The organism is Citrobacter sp. Igbk 17 (assembly GCF_028069775.1).
GTDB lineage: Bacteria > Pseudomonadota > Gammaproteobacteria > Enterobacterales > Enterobacteriaceae > Citrobacter.
In genome coordinates this window covers 1-16890 of the sequence record NZ_JANEWI010000047.1, presented here as the reverse complement: position 1 = coordinate 16890, position 16890 = coordinate 1, and the positions used below count along the sequence as shown (strand labels likewise).

Below are 16890 nucleotides of genomic sequence, written 5' to 3'. Positions count from 1 at the left end.
ATGTTACGTATTGCCGACAAAACGTTTGATTCACATCTGTTTACTGGCACCGGGAAATTCGCCTCATCACAGCTGATGGTCGATGCCATTCGCGCCTCCGGTAGCCAGTTGGTGACGCTGGCAATGAAACGCGTGGATCTACGACAGCACAACGACGCGATTCTGACACCGCTTATCGAAGCCGGCGTCACACTTCTGCCTAACACTTCAGGGGCCAAAACGGCAGAAGAGGCTATCTTTGCCGCCCAACTGGCACGTGAAGCGCTAGGGACACGCTGGCTGAAGCTGGAAATCCACCCTGACGCACGCTGGCTACTGCCGGACCCTATCGAAACCCTGAAAGCCGCCGAAGCACTGGTAAAGCAGGGCTTTGTGGTACTGCCCTACTGCAGCGCGGACCCGGTACTGTGTAAACGGCTGGAGGAGGTTGGTTGTGCTGCGGTGATGCCGCTCGGCGCGCCCATCGGTTCTAATCAGGGGCTGGAAACCCGCGCGATGCTGGAGATTATTATCCAGCAGGCGACCGTTCCGGTAGTGGTTGATGCAGGCATCGGTGTTCCGAGCCACGCTACGCAGGCGCTGGAGATGGGGGCCGATGCGGTGCTGGTCAACACAGCCATTGCCGTGGCTGACGATCCGGTGATGATGGCAACCGCCTTCCGTCTGGCCGTTGAAGCTGGCTTGCTGGCACGCCAGGCAGTACCAGGAAGCAAAAGTTCGCAGGCAAGTCCCACCAGCCCGTTAACCGGATTTCTGGAGGCCTTCTCATGAAAACTTTCGCCGATCGCTGGCGACAACTGGACTGGGACGACATCCGCCTGCGCATCCACAGTAAAACCGCTGCAGATGTGGAACGGGCTATCAATGCCTCGCAACTCACACGCGATGACTTGATGGCCTTGCTCTCCCCTGCCGCCGCCGCCTATCTGGAGCCGCTGGCGCAGCGGGCGCAGAAACTTACTCGCCAGCGCTTTGGCAACACCGTCAGTTTTTACGTCCCGCTGTATCTCTCTAATCTGTGTGCCAATGACTGTACCTACTGCGGCTTCTCTATGAGTAACCGTATTAAGCGCAAAACACTGGACGAAGATGAGATTAGCCGGGAGTGCGCGGCCATCCGCGAGCTGGGTTTCGAGCACCTCCTGTTGGTCACTGGCGAACATCAGGCCAAAGTCGGCATGGATTACTTTCGTCGCCATTTCCCCGCTATTCGCCGCCAGTTCGCCTCATTACAGATGGAAGTACAGCCGCTGTCAGAGGCTGAATATGCGGAACTGAAGGCGCTGGGACTGGATGGAGTAATGGTGTATCAGGAGAGCTACCATGAAGCGGTTTATGCCCGGCACCATCTGAAAGGTAAAAAACAGGATTTCTTCTGGAGGCTGGACACGCCAGACAGACTGGGGCGCGCTGGCATCGATAAAATCGGCCTGGGAGCGTTGATTGGTTTGTCCGATAGCTGGCGGGTTGATTGTTATATGGTCGCCGAGCATTTGCTGTGGATGCAGCAACATTACTGGCAGAGCCGTTACTCCATCTCCTTCCCGAGACTACGTCCGTGTACCGGAGGTGTAGAGCCAGCGTCAATTATGGATGAACGCCAGTTGGTGCAAACCATTTGTGCATTTCGCTTGCTGTCGCCGGAAATTGAACTGTCGCTTTCCACCCGTGAGTCTCCGTGGTTCCGTGACCATGTGATCCCGCTGGCGATCAACAACGTCAGTGCTTTCTCGAAAACGCAACCCGGTGGGTATGCTGATAACCATCCTGAACTGGAACAGTTCTCTCCACACGACGATCGTCGCCCGGAAACTGTCGCTGACGCATTGATTGCACAGGGATTACAACCCGTGTGGAAAGACTGGGACAGCTATCTGGGAAGGACGTCTCAGGTGCCGTAAATCTGAGGAGACCGCATAAACGAAAAAACCCGCTTACGCGGGTTTTTTATTCACTGACACTTATCTGCTCAGGCTCTGGCCTTCATCGCTATCGCAAGTGCTCGTGGGATTATCGGCAATTACAGCGCGATAACGTTAACAGCAGACGGACCTTTAGCGCCGTTCTCAACAGAGAATTCCACTTTTTGACCTTCGTCTAAGGTTTTAAAATCGTTGCTCTGGATGGCTGAAAAATGCACAAATACATCTTTACCACCGTCCTGAGGAGTGATAAAGCCAAAGCCTTTCTCAGGGTTAAACCATTTTACTAAACCAGTCATTTTGTTAGACATAGATACTTCCTTTCATGTTTTGAGCCGCTTATGCAGCGAAGATGGCCTGTTTTGCAGAAATTAACTTATGGGGCACTTAGGAGGAGGCTCACGATGAAGAGTATCTGAGGATAACGCTTGAACTGAGAACTGCTTTACTAAAACTGCTTACATAAGGTCTGTGTTCCAAACCGATGCCATTATAGTAGACTTGCTTCTAATCATTATGCAAGCATTAATTTATTTAATATCCATCAACAGGTGAAATGTTGAGCCAGTGCGTCTGTGCGGAAAGGTAACGTATTGATGTATAAATAATAAAAGCCCTGACCGTTGCAGCCAGGGCTTTAAGTTACTACAAACTTCAGATTTAACATTAATAGACTTAACAATTTTGTACTGCTGTTGATACTACATTTTAAATGTACACGTTTATCACAGATAATATTGGATGCTGATACTAACTAACACTTTCCTCTATTTATCGTTAAATAAACCCAGCCAACTTGATAATAAAACTCAAGAATGGCGACCTAAACAAGTACACTTCCCCTTGCGACATATACTCTTTGATGCGTGGCCTTACTTCCCTTGCAAGCTCTTATAAAAGAAACCTGCCAACATTAACTATTAAATCATGGCCTTACATCGTCGCACTTTCTTTACTACTTTGCGATTAGATAAATCAACTACAGAGCCTGAAAACATTGTCGATGTGCAAAGATAATAACTTCAGCATCGACTACCCCATACAACAGAATATTTCGTGGCCCTTATCGCAACCCCCTATCAAACGCTACTAACACTTACTAATTTAACAGCAAATGACTATTTCTCCGCTGTTAAGTATTAACATACGGGTTTAAAAAACAGTGTCAATACTGTTTTTAATAACATGTCTTTATTGACAGTAATTATTAATATCTACGCCTGAACACTATGGGAAAAACTGCTTTTTGGGTCAGACCAGGCCGGCCAGAGCCCCGCTTGTAACCGGTTTCAGAAAAAATGGCATTTCTTTGTGATGCCAGACACACAATCGTCGCAAAGCGGTTGTTGCTGTTGCCCGCACGAGATAATTATCAATAAATACCCGTTGATCGAGACTCACTATGAAAAACATCGTTTTATGCTGTGCCGCCGGGATGTCCACCAGCATGCTGGTGCAAAGGATGAAAGATGCCGCCCAGAAAAAAGGCGTCGATGTGGCTATCAAAGCGGTCCCGGTGGCTGAATTTGAAGAAAATATCGCCACTGCAGATATTGTTTTACTCGGTCCGCAGGTTAAGTATGAACAGGCCAAACTTCAGGCGCTTGCCGACCCGCTAGGCAAAAAGGTCGCCGTTATCGATATGATGGATTACGGCATGATGAAAGGTGATGCCGTACTGGATAAAGCACTGAAGTTACTGGAGTAATGGCATGGAAGAGTTAGAAACAATCATCATGGAATTACTCGTGAATGCGGGTGCTGCCCGCAGCCAGGCCCTCACAGCGCTGCAACTGGCGCGTAAAGGTGATTTCACGGGTGCAGAACAAGCGATGACGGAATCACGCGAGTTCGTTAAACAAGCGCATAAAATTCAGACCCAACTTATCGGTATAGACGAAGGTACGGGAAAGTTACCGGTCAATCTCATCACCGTCCATTCGCAGGACCATTTGATGAACGCGATGGTGATTCAGGATCTGGCGGGCGACATGATTGAACTTTATCGGCGCTTACCGCCGGTAAATTAATGACACTGCCGGATGGCTTTGTAGACCTGATAAACGCCATCAGAAATAACATAGACATAAAAAAACCCGCCGAAGCGGGTTTTTTATTATGGTCGGCAACGATTAATCGTTGTCAGAACCGCCCAGGCCTGCGTTCAGCAGTTCTGCCAGGCTGGCAGACGCATCTTCAGCAGTTACCTGCGGTGCTGCTGGCAGTTCGCCCGCTGCGCGACGGCGCATACGATCCTGGTGGTACGCATAACCGGTACCAGCCGGGATCAGACGACCCACGATGACGTTCTCTTTCAGACCGCGCAGTTCATCACGTTTACCTGCAACAGCTGCTTCGGTCAGGACACGCGTGGTTTCCTGGAACGATGCTGCAGAGATGAAGGACTCGGTTGCCAGAGACGCTTTGGTGATACCCAGCAGATCGCGGGAGAACGTTGCACCCACTTTGCCGTTCGCTTCCAGCTCGCGGTTTGCGATCTTGACGCGAGAGTATTCAACCTGCTCGCCTTCGAGGAAGTCGGAGCTACCCGCATTTTCGATGGTGGCTTTACGCAGCATCTGACGAACGATAACTTCGATGTGTTTATCGTTAATCTTAACACCCTGCAGACGGTATACGTCCTGAACTTCGTTAACGATGTAACGAGTTACAGCATGCACACCACGCAGACGCAGGATATCGTGCGGCGCTTCCGGACCGTCGGAAACTACGTCACCACGTTCTACACGTTCACCTTCGAACACGTTGAGCTGACGCCATTTCGGAATCATCTCTTCGTACGGTTCGCTGCCATCTACCGGAGTGATAACCAGACGACGTTTCCCTTTGGTTTCTTTACCGAAGGAAATGATGCCGCTGATTTCTGCCAGGATAGCCGGCTCTTTCGGACGACGGGCTTCGAACAGATCCGCAACGCGAGGCAGACCACCGGTGATATCCTTGGTACCGCCGGATTCCTGCGGAACACGCGCCAGGGTGTCACCAGAACTGATCTGTACGCCATCTTCCAGCTGAACAATCGCTTTACCCGGCAGGAAGTACTGAGCAGGCATGTCGGTGCCTGGGATCAGAACGTCGTTGCCCTGAGCATCAACAATTTTCAGTGCCGGACGCAGGTCTTTACCACCCGCAGTACGCTCTGCAGAATCCAGAACCACCAGAGAAGACAGACCGGTCAGCTCGTCGGTCTGACGAGTAATGGTCTGGCCGTCGATCATGTCAGTGAAGCGGACGAAACCACTCACTTCGGTGATAACCGGCATGGTGTGCGGATCCCAGTTTGCTACGGTTTCGCCGCCAGCAACCTGTTCGCCATCACCTTTCGCCATAACAGAGCCGTAAGGCACTTTATAGCTTTCTTTGGTACGGCCGAATTCGTCGATCAGTTTCAGTTCGGTGTTACGTGAGGTGATAACCAGTTTACCGCTGGAGTTCACAACCGACTTCGCATTGCTCAGACGGATGCTACCTTTGTTTTTCACCTGGATGCTGGATTCAGCAGCCGCACGAGATGCCGCACCACCGATGTGGAACGTACGCATTGTCAGCTGTGTACCCGGTTCACCGATGGACTGTGCCGCGATAACACCGATTGCTTCACCTTTGTTGATGATGTGGCCACGCGCCAGGTCACGACCGTAGCAGTGCGCACATACACCAAAGTCGGTGTCACAGGATACAACGGAACGTACCTTGACGGAGTCAACGGAGTTCTCTTCCAGCAGGTCACACCACTGTTCGTGCAGCAGCGTATTGCGAGGAACCAGAATATCCGCCGTACCCGGCTTCAGAACGTCTTCAGCAGTCACACGACCCAGAACGCGATCGCGCAGCGGCTCTTTAACGTCACCACCCTCGATAACCGGGGTCATGGTGATGCCTTCCAGCGTGCCACAATCGTCTTCAGTAACGACCAGATCCTGCGCGACGTCAACCAGACGACGAGTCAGATAACCGGAGTTCGCTGTTTTCAGTGCGGTATCCGCCAGACCTTTACGCGCACCGTGCGTGGAGATGAAGTACTGGAGTACGTTCAGACCTTCACGGAAGTTCGCGGTGATTGGCGTTTCGATGATGGAGCCATCTGGCTTCGCCATCAGACCACGCATACCTGCCAGCTGACGAATCTGTGCTGCAGAACCACGCGCACCGGAGTCGGCCATCATGTAGATGCTGTTGAAGGAAACCTGCTGCTCTTCTACGCCGTCACGGTTAATAACGGTTTCAGTTTGCAGGTTATCCATCATCGCTTTGGATACACGATCGTTCGCCGCAGCCCAGATATCGATAACTTTGTTATAGCGTTCGCCCGCGGTTACCAGACCAGACTGGAACTGTTCCTGGATCTCAGCAACTTCAGCTTCTGCTTCAGAGATGATCTCGTGTTTCTTCTCTGGGATGACCATGTCATCAATACCAACAGATGCACCTGAACGCGCTGCATAAGCAAAGCCGGTGTACATTGTCTGGTCAGCGAAGATAACGGTCGGCTTCAGGCCCAGAATGCGGTAACAGGTGTTCAGCATTTTGGAGATAGCTTTCTTGCCCAGCGCCTGGTTGACGATGGAGAAAGGCAGACCTTTCGGTACGATCATCCACAGAATGGCACGGCCAACGGTCGTGTCTTTCAGGCTGGTTTTCGCTACGAATTCGCCGTTTTCATCTTTTTCGTATTCGGTGATACGCACTTTAACGCGCGCATGCAGAGAGGCCAGACCTGCGCGATAAATACGCTCAGCTTCTTTCGGGCCAGTCAGCACCATGCCTTCGCCTTTGGCGTTAACACAGTCACGGGTCATGTAGTACAGACCCAATACAACGTCCTGAGACGGAACGATGATAGGTTCGCCGTTCGCTGGGGACAGGATGTTGTTGGTAGACATCATCAGCGCACGCGCTTCGAGCTGGGCTTCCAGCGTCAGCGGTACGTGAACAGCCATCTGGTCACCATCGAAGTCGGCGTTATATGCCGCACAAACCAGCGGGTGCAGCTGGATAGCTTTACCTTCGATCAGTACCGGTTCAAATGCCTGGATACCCAGACGGTGCAGTGTTGGTGCACGGTTCAGCAGTACCGGGTGTTCGCGGATAACTTCGTCCAGGATATCCCAAACGACAGCTTCTTCACGCTCAACCATTTTCTTAGCGGCTTTGATGGTGGTGGCGAGGCCACGCAGTTCCAGTTTGCCGTAGATGAACGGTTTGAACAGTTCCAGTGCCATTTTCTTCGGCAGACCGCACTGATGCAGACGCAGGTATGGACCTACGGTGATTACAGAACGACCGGAGTAGTCAACACGCTTACCGAGCAGGTTCTGACGGAAACGACCCTGCTTACCTTTGATCATATCGGCCAAAGATTTCAGAGGGCGTTTGTTAGAACCGGTGATCGCACGACCGCGACGACCGTTATCCAGCAGGGCGTCGACCGCTTCCTGCAGCATACGTTTTTCGTTGCGTACGATGATGTCCGGCGCAGCCAGATCCAGCAGACGTTTCAGACGGTTGTTACGGTTGATCACGCGACGATACAGATCGTTCAGATCTGAGGTTGCGAAACGACCACCATCCAGCGGAACCAGCGGACGCAGATCTGGCGGCAGAACCGGCAGAACGGTCAGGATCATCCACTCTGGCTTGTTGCCAGACTGTACGAATGCTTCCAGCAGTTTGATACGCTTGGTCAGCTTCTTACGCTTGGTTTCGGAGTTGGTTTCGTTCAGCTCTTCGCGCAGAGTTTCACACTCTTGCTCCAGATCCATGCTCTTCAGCAGGGCCTGGATGGCTTCCGCACCCATCTTCGCGTCGAATTCGTCACCGAACTCTTCCAGCGCGTCCAGATACTGCTCTTCAGTCAGGATCTGTTGACGTTCCAGATTAGTCATACCGCCTTCGATAACAACATAAGATTCGAAGTACAGTACGCGTTCGATATCGCGCAGTGGCATATCGAGCAGCAGACCGATACGGGACGGCAGAGATTTCAGGAACCAGATGTGAGCAGTCGGAGACGCCAGCTCGATGTGGCCCATACGCTCACGGCGTACTTTAGTCTGGGTCACTTCAACGCCGCACTTCTCACAGATCACACCACGGTGTTTCAGGCGCTTGTACTTACCGCACAGGCACTCATAGTCTTTTACCGGCCCAAAGATACGGGCGCAGAAAAGGCCGTCACGCTCAGGTTTGAACGTACGGTAGTTAATGGTTTCCGGCTTCTTAACTTCACCGAAAGACCATGAACGGATCATGTCTGGCGAGGCCAGCGCAATTTTGATCGCATCAAACTCTTCGGTTTTAGTCTGCGCTTTCAGAAACTTTAATAAATCTTTCACGGATTTGCTCCCGTCGGAGTTAGCACAATCTGGCGCTGGCGGTTAAGCCAGCACCAGTGACCTGTTTGATCGAGAGTTACTCGTCTTCCAGCTCGATGTTGATACCCAGCGAACGAATCTCTTTCAACAGTACGTTGAAGGATTCTGGCATGCCTGGTTCCATCTGATGGTTGCCGTCCACGATGTTCTTATACATCTTAGTACGACCGTTCACGTCATCAGACTTAACGGTGAGCATTTCCTGCAGGGTGTATGCTGCGCCATATGCTTCAAGCGCCCACACTTCCATCTCCCCGAAGCGCTGACCACCGAACTGCGCCTTACCACCCAGCGGCTGCTGAGTAACCAGGCTGTAAGAACCGGTAGAACGCGCATGCATCTTGTCATCAACCAGGTGGTTCAGTTTCAGCATGTACATGTAGCCAACGGTAACCTGGCGCTCGAACTGCTCACCGGTACGACCGTCGAACAGTGTGATCTGACCGGAAGTCGGCAGGCCACCCAGCTGTAACAGTTCCTTGATTTCAGACTCTTTCGCACCGTCGAACACCGGCGTTGCGATCGGCATACCTTTTTTCAGGTTTTCAGCCAGACGCAGAACTTCTTCATCGCTGAAGGTATTCAGGTCAACTTTCTGACGAACATCTGAACCCAGATCGTAAGCACGCTGGATGAATTCGCGCAGTTTCGCGACTTCCTGCTGCTGTTTCAGCATGGCGTTGATCTTATCGCCGATACCTTTCGCAGCCATACCCAGGTGGGTTTCAAGGATCTGACCGATGTTCATACGCGATGGTACGCCCAGCGGGTTCAGTACGATGTCTACCGGCGTACCGTTAGCATCATGTGGCATATCTTCGATCGGGTTGATCTTAGAAATTACACCCTTGTTACCGTGACGACCTGCCATTTTATCACCAGGCTGGATCCGACGTTTAACCGCCAGATAAACCTTAACAATCTTCAGCACGCCCGGTGCCAGATCGTCGCCCTGTGTGATTTTACGGCGTTTCGCTTCGAGTTTTTTCTCGAACTCGTGTTTCAGTTCGTCGTACTGCTCAGCCAGCTGTTCCAGCTGATTTTGTTTCTCTTCGTCGGTCAGGCCGAGTTCCAGCCAGCGATCGCGTGGCAGTTTGTCGAGCTTCTCAGCTTCAACACCACCGGCAACCAGCACAGCATAGATACGGCTGAACAGGCCAGCTTCGAGGATCTGCAGTTCTTCAGACAGGTCTTTCTTAGCCTGCTTCAGCTGCATTTCTTCGATTTCCAGCGCACGTTTGTCTTTTTCTACGCCATCGCGAGTAAAGACCTGAACGTCGATAATCGTACCGGAAACACCGTTTGGCACGCGCAGAGAAGAGTCTTTAACGTCAGACGCTTTCTCACCGAAGATTGCACGCAGCAGCTTCTCTTCTGGCGTCAGTTGGGTTTCACCTTTCGGCGTTACCTTACCAACCAGAATGTCGCCACCGGTGACTTCCGCACCAATGTAAACGATACCGGATTCATCCAGTTTGGAGAGCGCAGCTTCACCCACGTTCGGGATGTCAGCGGTGATCTCTTCCGGCCCCAGCTTGGTGTCACGGGACACACAGGCCAGTTCCTGAATGTGGATGGTGGTGAAACGGTCTTCCTGGACAACACGCTCGGATACGAGGATGGAGTCTTCGAAGTTGTAACCGTTCCATGGCATGAATGCCACGCGCATATTCTGACCCAGTGCCAGTTCACCGAGGTCGGTGGACGGACCGTCAGCCAGCACATCACCACGTTCAACCGGTTCGCCCAGAGACACACATGGCATCTGGTTGATACAGGTGTTCTGGTTAGAACGGGTATATTTGGTCAGGTTATAAATGTCGATACCTGCTTCGCCCGGGTACATCTCGTCTTCGTTAACTTTGATAACGATACGGGAAGCATCCACGTACTGAACAGTACCGCCACGCTTAGCAACTGCAGTAACACCGGAGTCAACGGCAACAGCACGTTCCATACCGGTACCAACCAGCGGCTTATCAGCACGCAGAGTCGGAACCGCCTGACGTTGCATGTTCGCACCCATCAATGCACGGTTGGCGTCATCGTGTTCCAGGAACGGGATCAGGGACGCACCGACGGAAACCACCTGCTGGGTGGATACGTCCATGTAGTCAACCTGGTCGCGGCTGAACAAGCTGGATTCGCCTTTGCTACGGCAGGTAACCAGATCTTCTACAAAGTGGCCTTCGTCATCCAGGTTGGAGTTCGCCTGAGCGATAACGTAGTTGCCTTCTTCAATAGCAGACAGGTAATGAATTTCGTCAGTTACAACACCGTCGGTTACTTTACGATACGGAGTCTCAAGGAAGCCGTATTCGTTAGTCTGTGCATACACGGACAGGGAGTTGATCAGACCGATGTTCGGACCTTCAGGCGTTTCGATTGGACATACGCGACCGTAGTGAGTCGGGTGTACGTCTCGAACTTCGAAGCCTGCGCGTTCACGGGTCAGACCGCCTGGGCCGAGTGCGGAGATACGACGTTTGTGCGTAATCTCAGACAGCGGGTTGTTCTGGTCCATAAACTGAGACAGCTGGCTGGAACCGAAGAACTCTTTCACTGCTGCAGAAATCGGCTTGGCGTTGATCATATCCTGAGGCATCAGGGTATCCAGATCGCCCAGAGACAGACGCTCTTTCACCGCACGCTCAACACGTACCAGGCCAACGCGGAATTGGTTTTCCGCCATTTCGCCTACGGAACGGATGCGACGGTTGCCAAGGTGGTCGATATCATCGACTTCGCCTTTACCGTTACGGATATCGATGAGCTTCTTCATCACTTCAATGATGTCGTCTTTGCTCAGGATACCGGAACCTTCGATTTCGTCGCGCAGCAGAGAACGGTTGAACTTCATACGACCAACCGCAGACAGGTCATAGCGGTCTTCGGAGAAGAACAGGTTCTCGAACAGGCTTTCAGCAGCTTCGCGTGTCGGCGGCTCACCAGGACGCATCATACGGTAGATTTCTACCAGTGCGCTCAGACGATCGTTGGTTGGGTCGACACGTACAGTTTCAGAAATGTACGGACCGTGGTCCAGATCGTTAGTGAACAGCGTTTCGATACGCTTGTGGCCAGACTGGCTCAGCTTAGCCAGCAGATCCAGGCTCAGCTCCATGTTAGCTGCGCAGATCAGCTCGCCAGTGGATTCGTCAACGTAGTCTTTAGCCGCAACTTTACCCGCAATGTACTCAACCGGAACTTCGATATGCTTGATATCGTCTTTTTCCAGTTGGCGAATGTGGCGCGCAGTGATGCGACGACCTTTTTCGACGTAGACTTTGCCGTTAGCTTCAATGTCAAAGGATGCGGTTTCACCACGCAGGCGTTCCGGCACCAGTTCCATCTGCAGCTTGTTGTCGCGAATTTCAAAGACAACTTTCTCAAAGAACAGATCCAGAATCTGCTCAGTGGTGTAGTTCAGTGCACGCAGAATAATGGTCGCTGGCAGTTTGCGGCGACGGTCAATACGTACGAACAGGTTGTCCTTCGGATCGAATTCGAAGTCCAGCCAGGAACCACGGTAAGGAATGATGCGCGCGTTATACAGCACTTTACCCGAAGAGTGGGTTTTACCTTTGTCGGAGTCAAAGAAGACGCCAGGACTACGGTGCAGCTGAGAAACGATAACACGCTCAGTACCGTTGATAACAAAGGTACCGTTGTCAGTCATGAGCGGAATTTCGCCCATGTAGACTTCTTGTTCTTTAATGTCTTTTACGGTGCCTTCCGGCGCTTCGCGCTCGTAGATCACCAGACGCAGTTTTACGCGCAGCGGTGCGGAATAGGTCACGCCACGGATCTGACATTCCTGAACGTCAAACACCGGTTCGCCAAGGCGGTAGCTGACGTATTGCAGCTCGGAATTACCGCTGTAGCTCTGAATCGGGAAAACGGAACGGAAAGCTGCTTCCAGACCATACTGCCCTTCAGGATCTTGCTCGATGAACTTCTGAAACGAGTCAAGCTGGATAGAAAGGAGATAAGGTATGTCCAACACTTGTGGACGTTTACCAAAATCCTTACGAATACGTTTTTTCTCGGTATAGGAGTAAACCATTAGGGTTCCTCAGCTCGCTGACAAGTCGACCCATCTGTCCGACGAAGGGACAGTTTGTGCAACACTATTTTGTTGACCGGAAAATCGAATACTTTCCGCAATGCCTGTTGCTATCACGCTTAAACCATTTCATTGCGATTTACACAGAACTGGCGCTCTGTCGCAGTATATTAAGGCGTCGATAGAAACAAGCATTGAAAGGCACAGCAGTAGTCAAACAGTGTGAAATGCTACTGGCGCCTTACAGCGCAAAAAGGCTGGTGACTAAAAAGTCACCAGCCATCAGCCTAATTTCTTAGGCTGCAACCAGAAAAGTTGGCTTATTTAACTTCAACTTCAGCGCCAGCTTCTTCCAGAGATTTTTTCAGTGCTTCTGCGTCGTCTTTGCTGATGCCTTCTTTCAGGGCAGCCGGAGCAGATTCTACCAGGTCTTTAGCTTCTTTCAGACCCAGGCCAGTTGCGCCACGTACTGCTTTGATAACAGCAACTTTGTTAGCGCCAGCAGCTTTCAGAATTACGTCGAATTCAGTTTTTTCTTCAGCAGCTTCAGCCGGGCCAGCAGCTACAGCTACAGCAGCAGCAGCGGAAACACCGAATTTTTCTTCCATTGCAGAAATCAGTTCTACAACGTCCATTACGGACATAGCGGATACTGCTTCAATGATTTGATCTTTAGTGATAGACATTTAAATTGTTCCTGAAAATCAGAATAAGTTTATACGTAAGCAGATGCTTGAGTAAGATAACTGCGATTAAGCAGCTTCTTTCGCATCGCGTACAGCAGCCAGAGTACGAACCAGTTTGCCAGCCGAAGCTTCTTTCATGGTTGCCATCAGGCGTGCAATTGCTTCTTCGTAGGTCGGCAGAGTTGCCAGGCGATCGATTTGCGATGCCGGGATCAATTCACCTTCAAAGGCTGCGGCTTTGACCTCAAATTTTGCATTCGCTTTCGCGAACTCTTTGAACAGACGAGCAGCAGCGCCCGGGTGTTCCATAGAGTATGCAATCAGGGTCGGACCAACAAACGTGTCTTTCAGGCACTCGAACTGAGTACCTTCAACGACGCGGCGCAGCAGGGTGTTACGAACAACACGCATGTATACGCCAGCTTCACGACCTGCTTTACGCAGTTCAGTCATTTTATCTACAGTTACGCCACGGGAATCCGCAACTACTGCAGACAGCGCGCCTTTGGCTACTTCGCTGACTTCAGCAACAATCGCTTGTTTGTCTTGAAGATTTAAAGCCATTAGCTTTGCTCCTGGATGTTTGCCGGAACTCATGTTCCGGAACTCACTTCACTCCCCCCAACGGAGAGAGCGTCTAAATACGGTGAGCAGAAACAAGCCAGAGTATCAGAAATAATCTTAGCGTTCTGTCACCGTCTACGCAGGGCATTAAGTTTCTGACGAAACACCTGCGGTCTTCGACGGAGGCCTGGATAGGCCAGGCTCCAACGAACAAATCTTGTCTATGACTTCGTCCTTTGAACTGTAGTCGCGTTAGCTGCTCTCGCTCACACCGGTCATGTAGTTAACTACACTCCCGGCGATTCACTCAATTGCTGCCTTGCTACAATTCAGATGACTCACATAGAGTTCTGTTTATTTCAACAGAAACGTGGGGGTAAGATTGTAGACAAAATCACCGCCCACGTAAAGCTAATCTTAGACGTTCGCAGACGCGCTCAGACCAGCCTGATCAACGGCAACACCAGCACCCATGGTGGTGGAGATGCTAACTTTCTTGATGTACACGCCTTTAGCCTGAGTCGGTTTAGCTTTTTTCAGCGCAACCAGCAGAGCTTCCAGGTTTTCTTTCAGTTTGTCAGCGTCAAAATCCACTTTACCGATGGTAGTGTGAATGATGCCGTTTTTGTCGTTACGGTAACGAACCTGACCTGCTTTAGCGTTCTTAACGGCTTCAGCAACGTTCGGCGTTACAGTACCAACTTTCGGGTTTGGCATCAGGCCACGCGGACCCAGAACCTGGCCCAGCTGGCCAACAACGCGCATTGCATCCGGGGAAGCAATAACAACGTCAAAGTTCATTTCGCCTTTTTTGATCTGGTCAGCCAGATCTTCCATACCTACCAGCTCAGCGCCTGCAGCTTTAGCAGCTTCAGCGTTTGCGCCCTGGGTAAATACGGCTACGCGAACGGAACGGCCAGTACCGTGCGGCAGTACAGTTGCACCACGTACGTTCTGGTCAGATTTACGTGCGTCGATGCCGAGGTTAACGGCAACGTCTACGCTTTCTACGAATTTAGCAGTGGCCAGCTCTTTCAGCAGAGCGATAGCTTCGTTGATATCGTACTGTTTAGTAGCATCAACTTTGTCACGGATCACGGACATGCGCTTGGTCAGTTTAGCCATTTCTTAGTCCTCCACTACCAGGCCCATGGAACGTGCAGTACCTTCGATGGAGCGAGTCATCGCTTCAATGTCGGAACCAGTCATGTCGGCAGCTTTGGTCTGCGCGATTTCCTGCAGCTGAGCGCGGGAAATTTTACCCACTTTGTCTTTGTTCGGCTTACCGGAACCAGACTTGATACCAGCCGCTTTCTTCAGCAGTACTGCTGCCGGAGGCGTTTTGGTAACGAAAGTGAAAGAACGGTCAGCGTAAACGGTGATAACAACCGGGATCGGCAGACCTTTTTCCATGGAATCAGTTTTTGCGTTGAACGCTTTGCAGAATTCCATAATGTTCACGCCTTGTTGACCCAGTGCTGGACCTACCGGCGGGCTCGGGTTAGCCATACCAGCTGCAACCTGCAGCTTGACATAGGCTTGGACTTTCTTAGCCATTCTAAATTCCTCTAGTTGGGTTATAGCGCCTCAAGGAGGCTCCCCGTGATTAAATTCGTTTTACGGACAGAATCCATAAAAACAAAAGGCGCGAAATTGTATTCCAATCTCGCGCCTTGTGCAACGATTAAATCGTCGCTTTTTTGATCGACGTGTTAGGCTTTTTCAACCTGAGCGAAGTCCAGTTCAACCGGAGTCGCACGACCGAAGATAGACACGGAAACTTTCAGACGAGACTTCTCGTAATCCACTTCTTCAACCACACCGTTAAAGTCAGCGAACGGACCGTCGCTAACACGAACCATTTCACCTGGCTCAAACATCGTTTTCGGACGTGGCTTATCACCAACCTGCTGCAAGCGGTTCATGATCGCATCAACTTCTTTGTCGCTGATAGGTGCCGGACGGTCAGATGTACCGCCGATAAAGCCCATCACACGCGGCACGCTACGCACCAGGTGCCAGCTTGCATCATTCATTACCATCTGGACCAGTACATAGCCCGGGAAGAATTTACGCTCGCTTTTGCGACGCTGGCCGCCACGGATTTCGACCACTTCTTCAGTCGGCACCATGACTTCACCAAACAACTCTTCCATATTTTGTAACTTGATATACTCACGCAGCGAGGTCGCTACGCGGCCTTCAAAACCGGAAAACGCCTGAACGACGTACCAGCGCTTTTTAGGGGCTTCAGACATCTTAGAACCTCAGGCCAGTGATAAAGGATACCAGGCGAACCAGAATACCATCCAGTCCCCACAGGATCAGTGACATTACCGCAGTGACCGCAGCAACGATCAGCGTGGTGTGCAGCGTTTCCTGGCGAGTTGGCCAAATGACCTTACGGACTTCGGTTCTCGCTTCACGGGCAAAAGCAACGGTCGCTTTACCTTTTGTAGTCAACAGCGCGACACCACCCGCTGCGGCAATCAGAATCACTACGGCCAGCGCACGCAGCGGCAGCATCATGTCACGATAGAGGTAGTTGCCAACGATAGCTACAAGCAGCAATACAGCGACAACAACCCACTTCATCGCTTCCAGGCCGCGCCCGCTTCCTTGAGCTTCGGTATTCGCACTCATAAACCAACCTGTCAGAAGTATCTACAAACATTTTCACCCCGCGTAAGCGAGGCGATCCAAACCGAAATGCTCTGGTGCGTTTCGGACTAAACGCCCTCTTCAGAGCCTGTCTCAGCAATGATTATGACAAAAAAAATCACTGATGAGCCAGGTTCTGGTGTGAAAGCGTGCAAAAAGGGCATCAAATGATGCCCTTTTATTGCGCATTGCGTCAAATGTTATCGGCAATTAGCTCATTACTTTGGCAACAACGCCCGCGCCAACGGTACGGCCGCCTTCACGGATTGCGAAACGCAGACCGTCGTCCATCGCGATCGGGTGGATCAGGGTAACAACCATTTTGATGTTGTCGCCCGGCATTACCATCTCTACGCCTTCCGGCAGTTCGATGGTACCCGTCACGTCAGTAGTACGGAAGTAGAACTGCGGACGGTAGCCTTTGAAGAACGGAGTATGACGGCCGCCTTCGTCTTTGGACAGAATGTACACTTCAGATTCGAACTTGGTGTGCGGCTTGATAGAGCCCGGCTTAGCCAGTACCTGACCACGTTCGATTTCTTCACGTTTGATACCACGCAGCAGAACACCAACGTTCTCACCAGCACGGCCTTCGT

Annotated in this window: 13 protein-coding genes and 1 pseudogene; 4 read left to right on the top strand and 10 right to left on the bottom strand. The window is 51.4% G+C overall.

The features are described from left to right. Together thiG and thiH are read left to right on the top strand one after the other, a co-directional pair. Nucleotides 1–771: a thiazole synthase gene (gene thiG, locus NNO08_RS20595; protein WP_271442058.1), complete on the top strand. Its 771-nt coding sequence runs from the start codon at nucleotides 1–3 to the stop codon at nucleotides 769–771. Next, nucleotides 768–1901: a 2-iminoacetate synthase ThiH gene (gene thiH / locus NNO08_RS20590; RefSeq protein WP_271457468.1), complete on the top strand. Its 1134-nt coding sequence runs from the start codon at nucleotides 768–770 to the stop codon at nucleotides 1899–1901. The genes thiG and thiH overlap by 4 nt, the downstream gene beginning before the upstream one ends. A 119-nt stretch (nucleotides 1902–2020) precedes the next feature. Here the strand turns inward: thiH and cspE are convergent, their stop codons facing one another. Further along, nucleotides 2021–2233: a transcription antiterminator/RNA stability regulator CspE gene (gene cspE / locus NNO08_RS20585; RefSeq protein WP_271442056.1), complete on the bottom strand. Its 213-nt coding sequence runs from the start codon at nucleotides 2231–2233 to the stop codon at nucleotides 2021–2023. Nucleotides 2234–3324: 1091 nt separating this feature from the next. Between cspE and NNO08_RS20580 the strand changes: the two genes are divergently transcribed. Together NNO08_RS20580 and NNO08_RS20575 are read left to right on the top strand one after the other, a co-directional pair. Beyond that, the gene (locus tag NNO08_RS20580; RefSeq protein ID WP_271450395.1) at nucleotides 3325–3630 is read left to right on the top strand and encodes a PTS sugar transporter subunit IIB; all 306 of its coding nucleotides are present in this window, start codon (nucleotides 3325–3327) and stop codon (nucleotides 3628–3630) included. Between the two features lie 4 nt (nucleotides 3631–3634). Continuing rightward, the gene (locus NNO08_RS20575) at nucleotides 3635–3952 is read left to right on the top strand and encodes a PTS lactose/cellobiose transporter subunit IIA (RefSeq protein ID WP_137383233.1); all 318 of its coding nucleotides are present in this window, start codon (nucleotides 3635–3637) and stop codon (nucleotides 3950–3952) included. 102 nt (nucleotides 3953–4054) lie between these two features. On the opposite strand, the gene rpoC is transcribed toward NNO08_RS20575, so the two are convergent. From rpoC to tuf, 9 genes and pseudogenes are all read right to left on the bottom strand, one after another. Further along, the gene (gene rpoC / locus NNO08_RS20570) at nucleotides 4055–8278 is read right to left on the bottom strand and encodes a DNA-directed RNA polymerase subunit beta' (RefSeq protein WP_005132891.1); all 4224 of its coding nucleotides are present in this window, start codon (nucleotides 8276–8278) and stop codon (nucleotides 4055–4057) included. A 76-nt stretch (nucleotides 8279–8354) separates the two neighbouring features. Continuing rightward, entirely contained in the window at nucleotides 8355–12383 is a 4029-nt protein-coding gene (gene rpoB, locus NNO08_RS20565) for a DNA-directed RNA polymerase subunit beta (protein WP_199948064.1), read from the bottom strand. Between the two features lie 320 nt (nucleotides 12384–12703). Further along, nucleotides 12704–13069: a 50S ribosomal protein L7/L12 gene (gene rplL / locus NNO08_RS20560; RefSeq protein WP_003033114.1), complete on the bottom strand. Its 366-nt coding sequence runs from the start codon at nucleotides 13067–13069 to the stop codon at nucleotides 12704–12706. Between the two features lie 66 nt (nucleotides 13070–13135). Further along, entirely contained in the window at nucleotides 13136–13633 is a 498-nt protein-coding gene (gene rplJ / locus NNO08_RS20555) for a 50S ribosomal protein L10 (RefSeq protein WP_001207203.1), read from the bottom strand. Nucleotides 13634–14050: 417 nt separating this feature from the next. Continuing rightward, entirely contained in the window at nucleotides 14051–14758 is a 708-nt protein-coding gene (gene rplA, locus NNO08_RS20550) for a 50S ribosomal protein L1 (protein ID WP_198907431.1), read from the bottom strand. A gap of 3 nt (nucleotides 14759–14761) precedes the next feature. After that, nucleotides 14762–15190, bottom strand: a complete 429-nt coding sequence (rplK, locus tag NNO08_RS20545; protein WP_003033122.1) for a 50S ribosomal protein L11 — start codon at nucleotides 15188–15190, stop codon at nucleotides 14762–14764. 155 nt (nucleotides 15191–15345) lie between these two features. Next, a complete protein-coding gene (nusG, locus tag NNO08_RS20540; protein WP_003033125.1) occupies nucleotides 15346–15891 on the bottom strand; it encodes a transcription termination/antitermination protein NusG in 546 nt (181 codons plus the stop codon). Between the two features lies 1 nt (nucleotide 15892). Next, the gene (gene secE, locus NNO08_RS20535; RefSeq protein WP_003033128.1) at nucleotides 15893–16276 is read right to left on the bottom strand and encodes a preprotein translocase subunit SecE; all 384 of its coding nucleotides are present in this window, start codon (nucleotides 16274–16276) and stop codon (nucleotides 15893–15895) included. 228 nt (nucleotides 16277–16504) lie between these two features. Next, nucleotides 16505–16890 (bottom strand): annotated as a pseudogene (tuf, locus tag NNO08_RS20530) (elongation factor Tu); the annotation flags it as partial.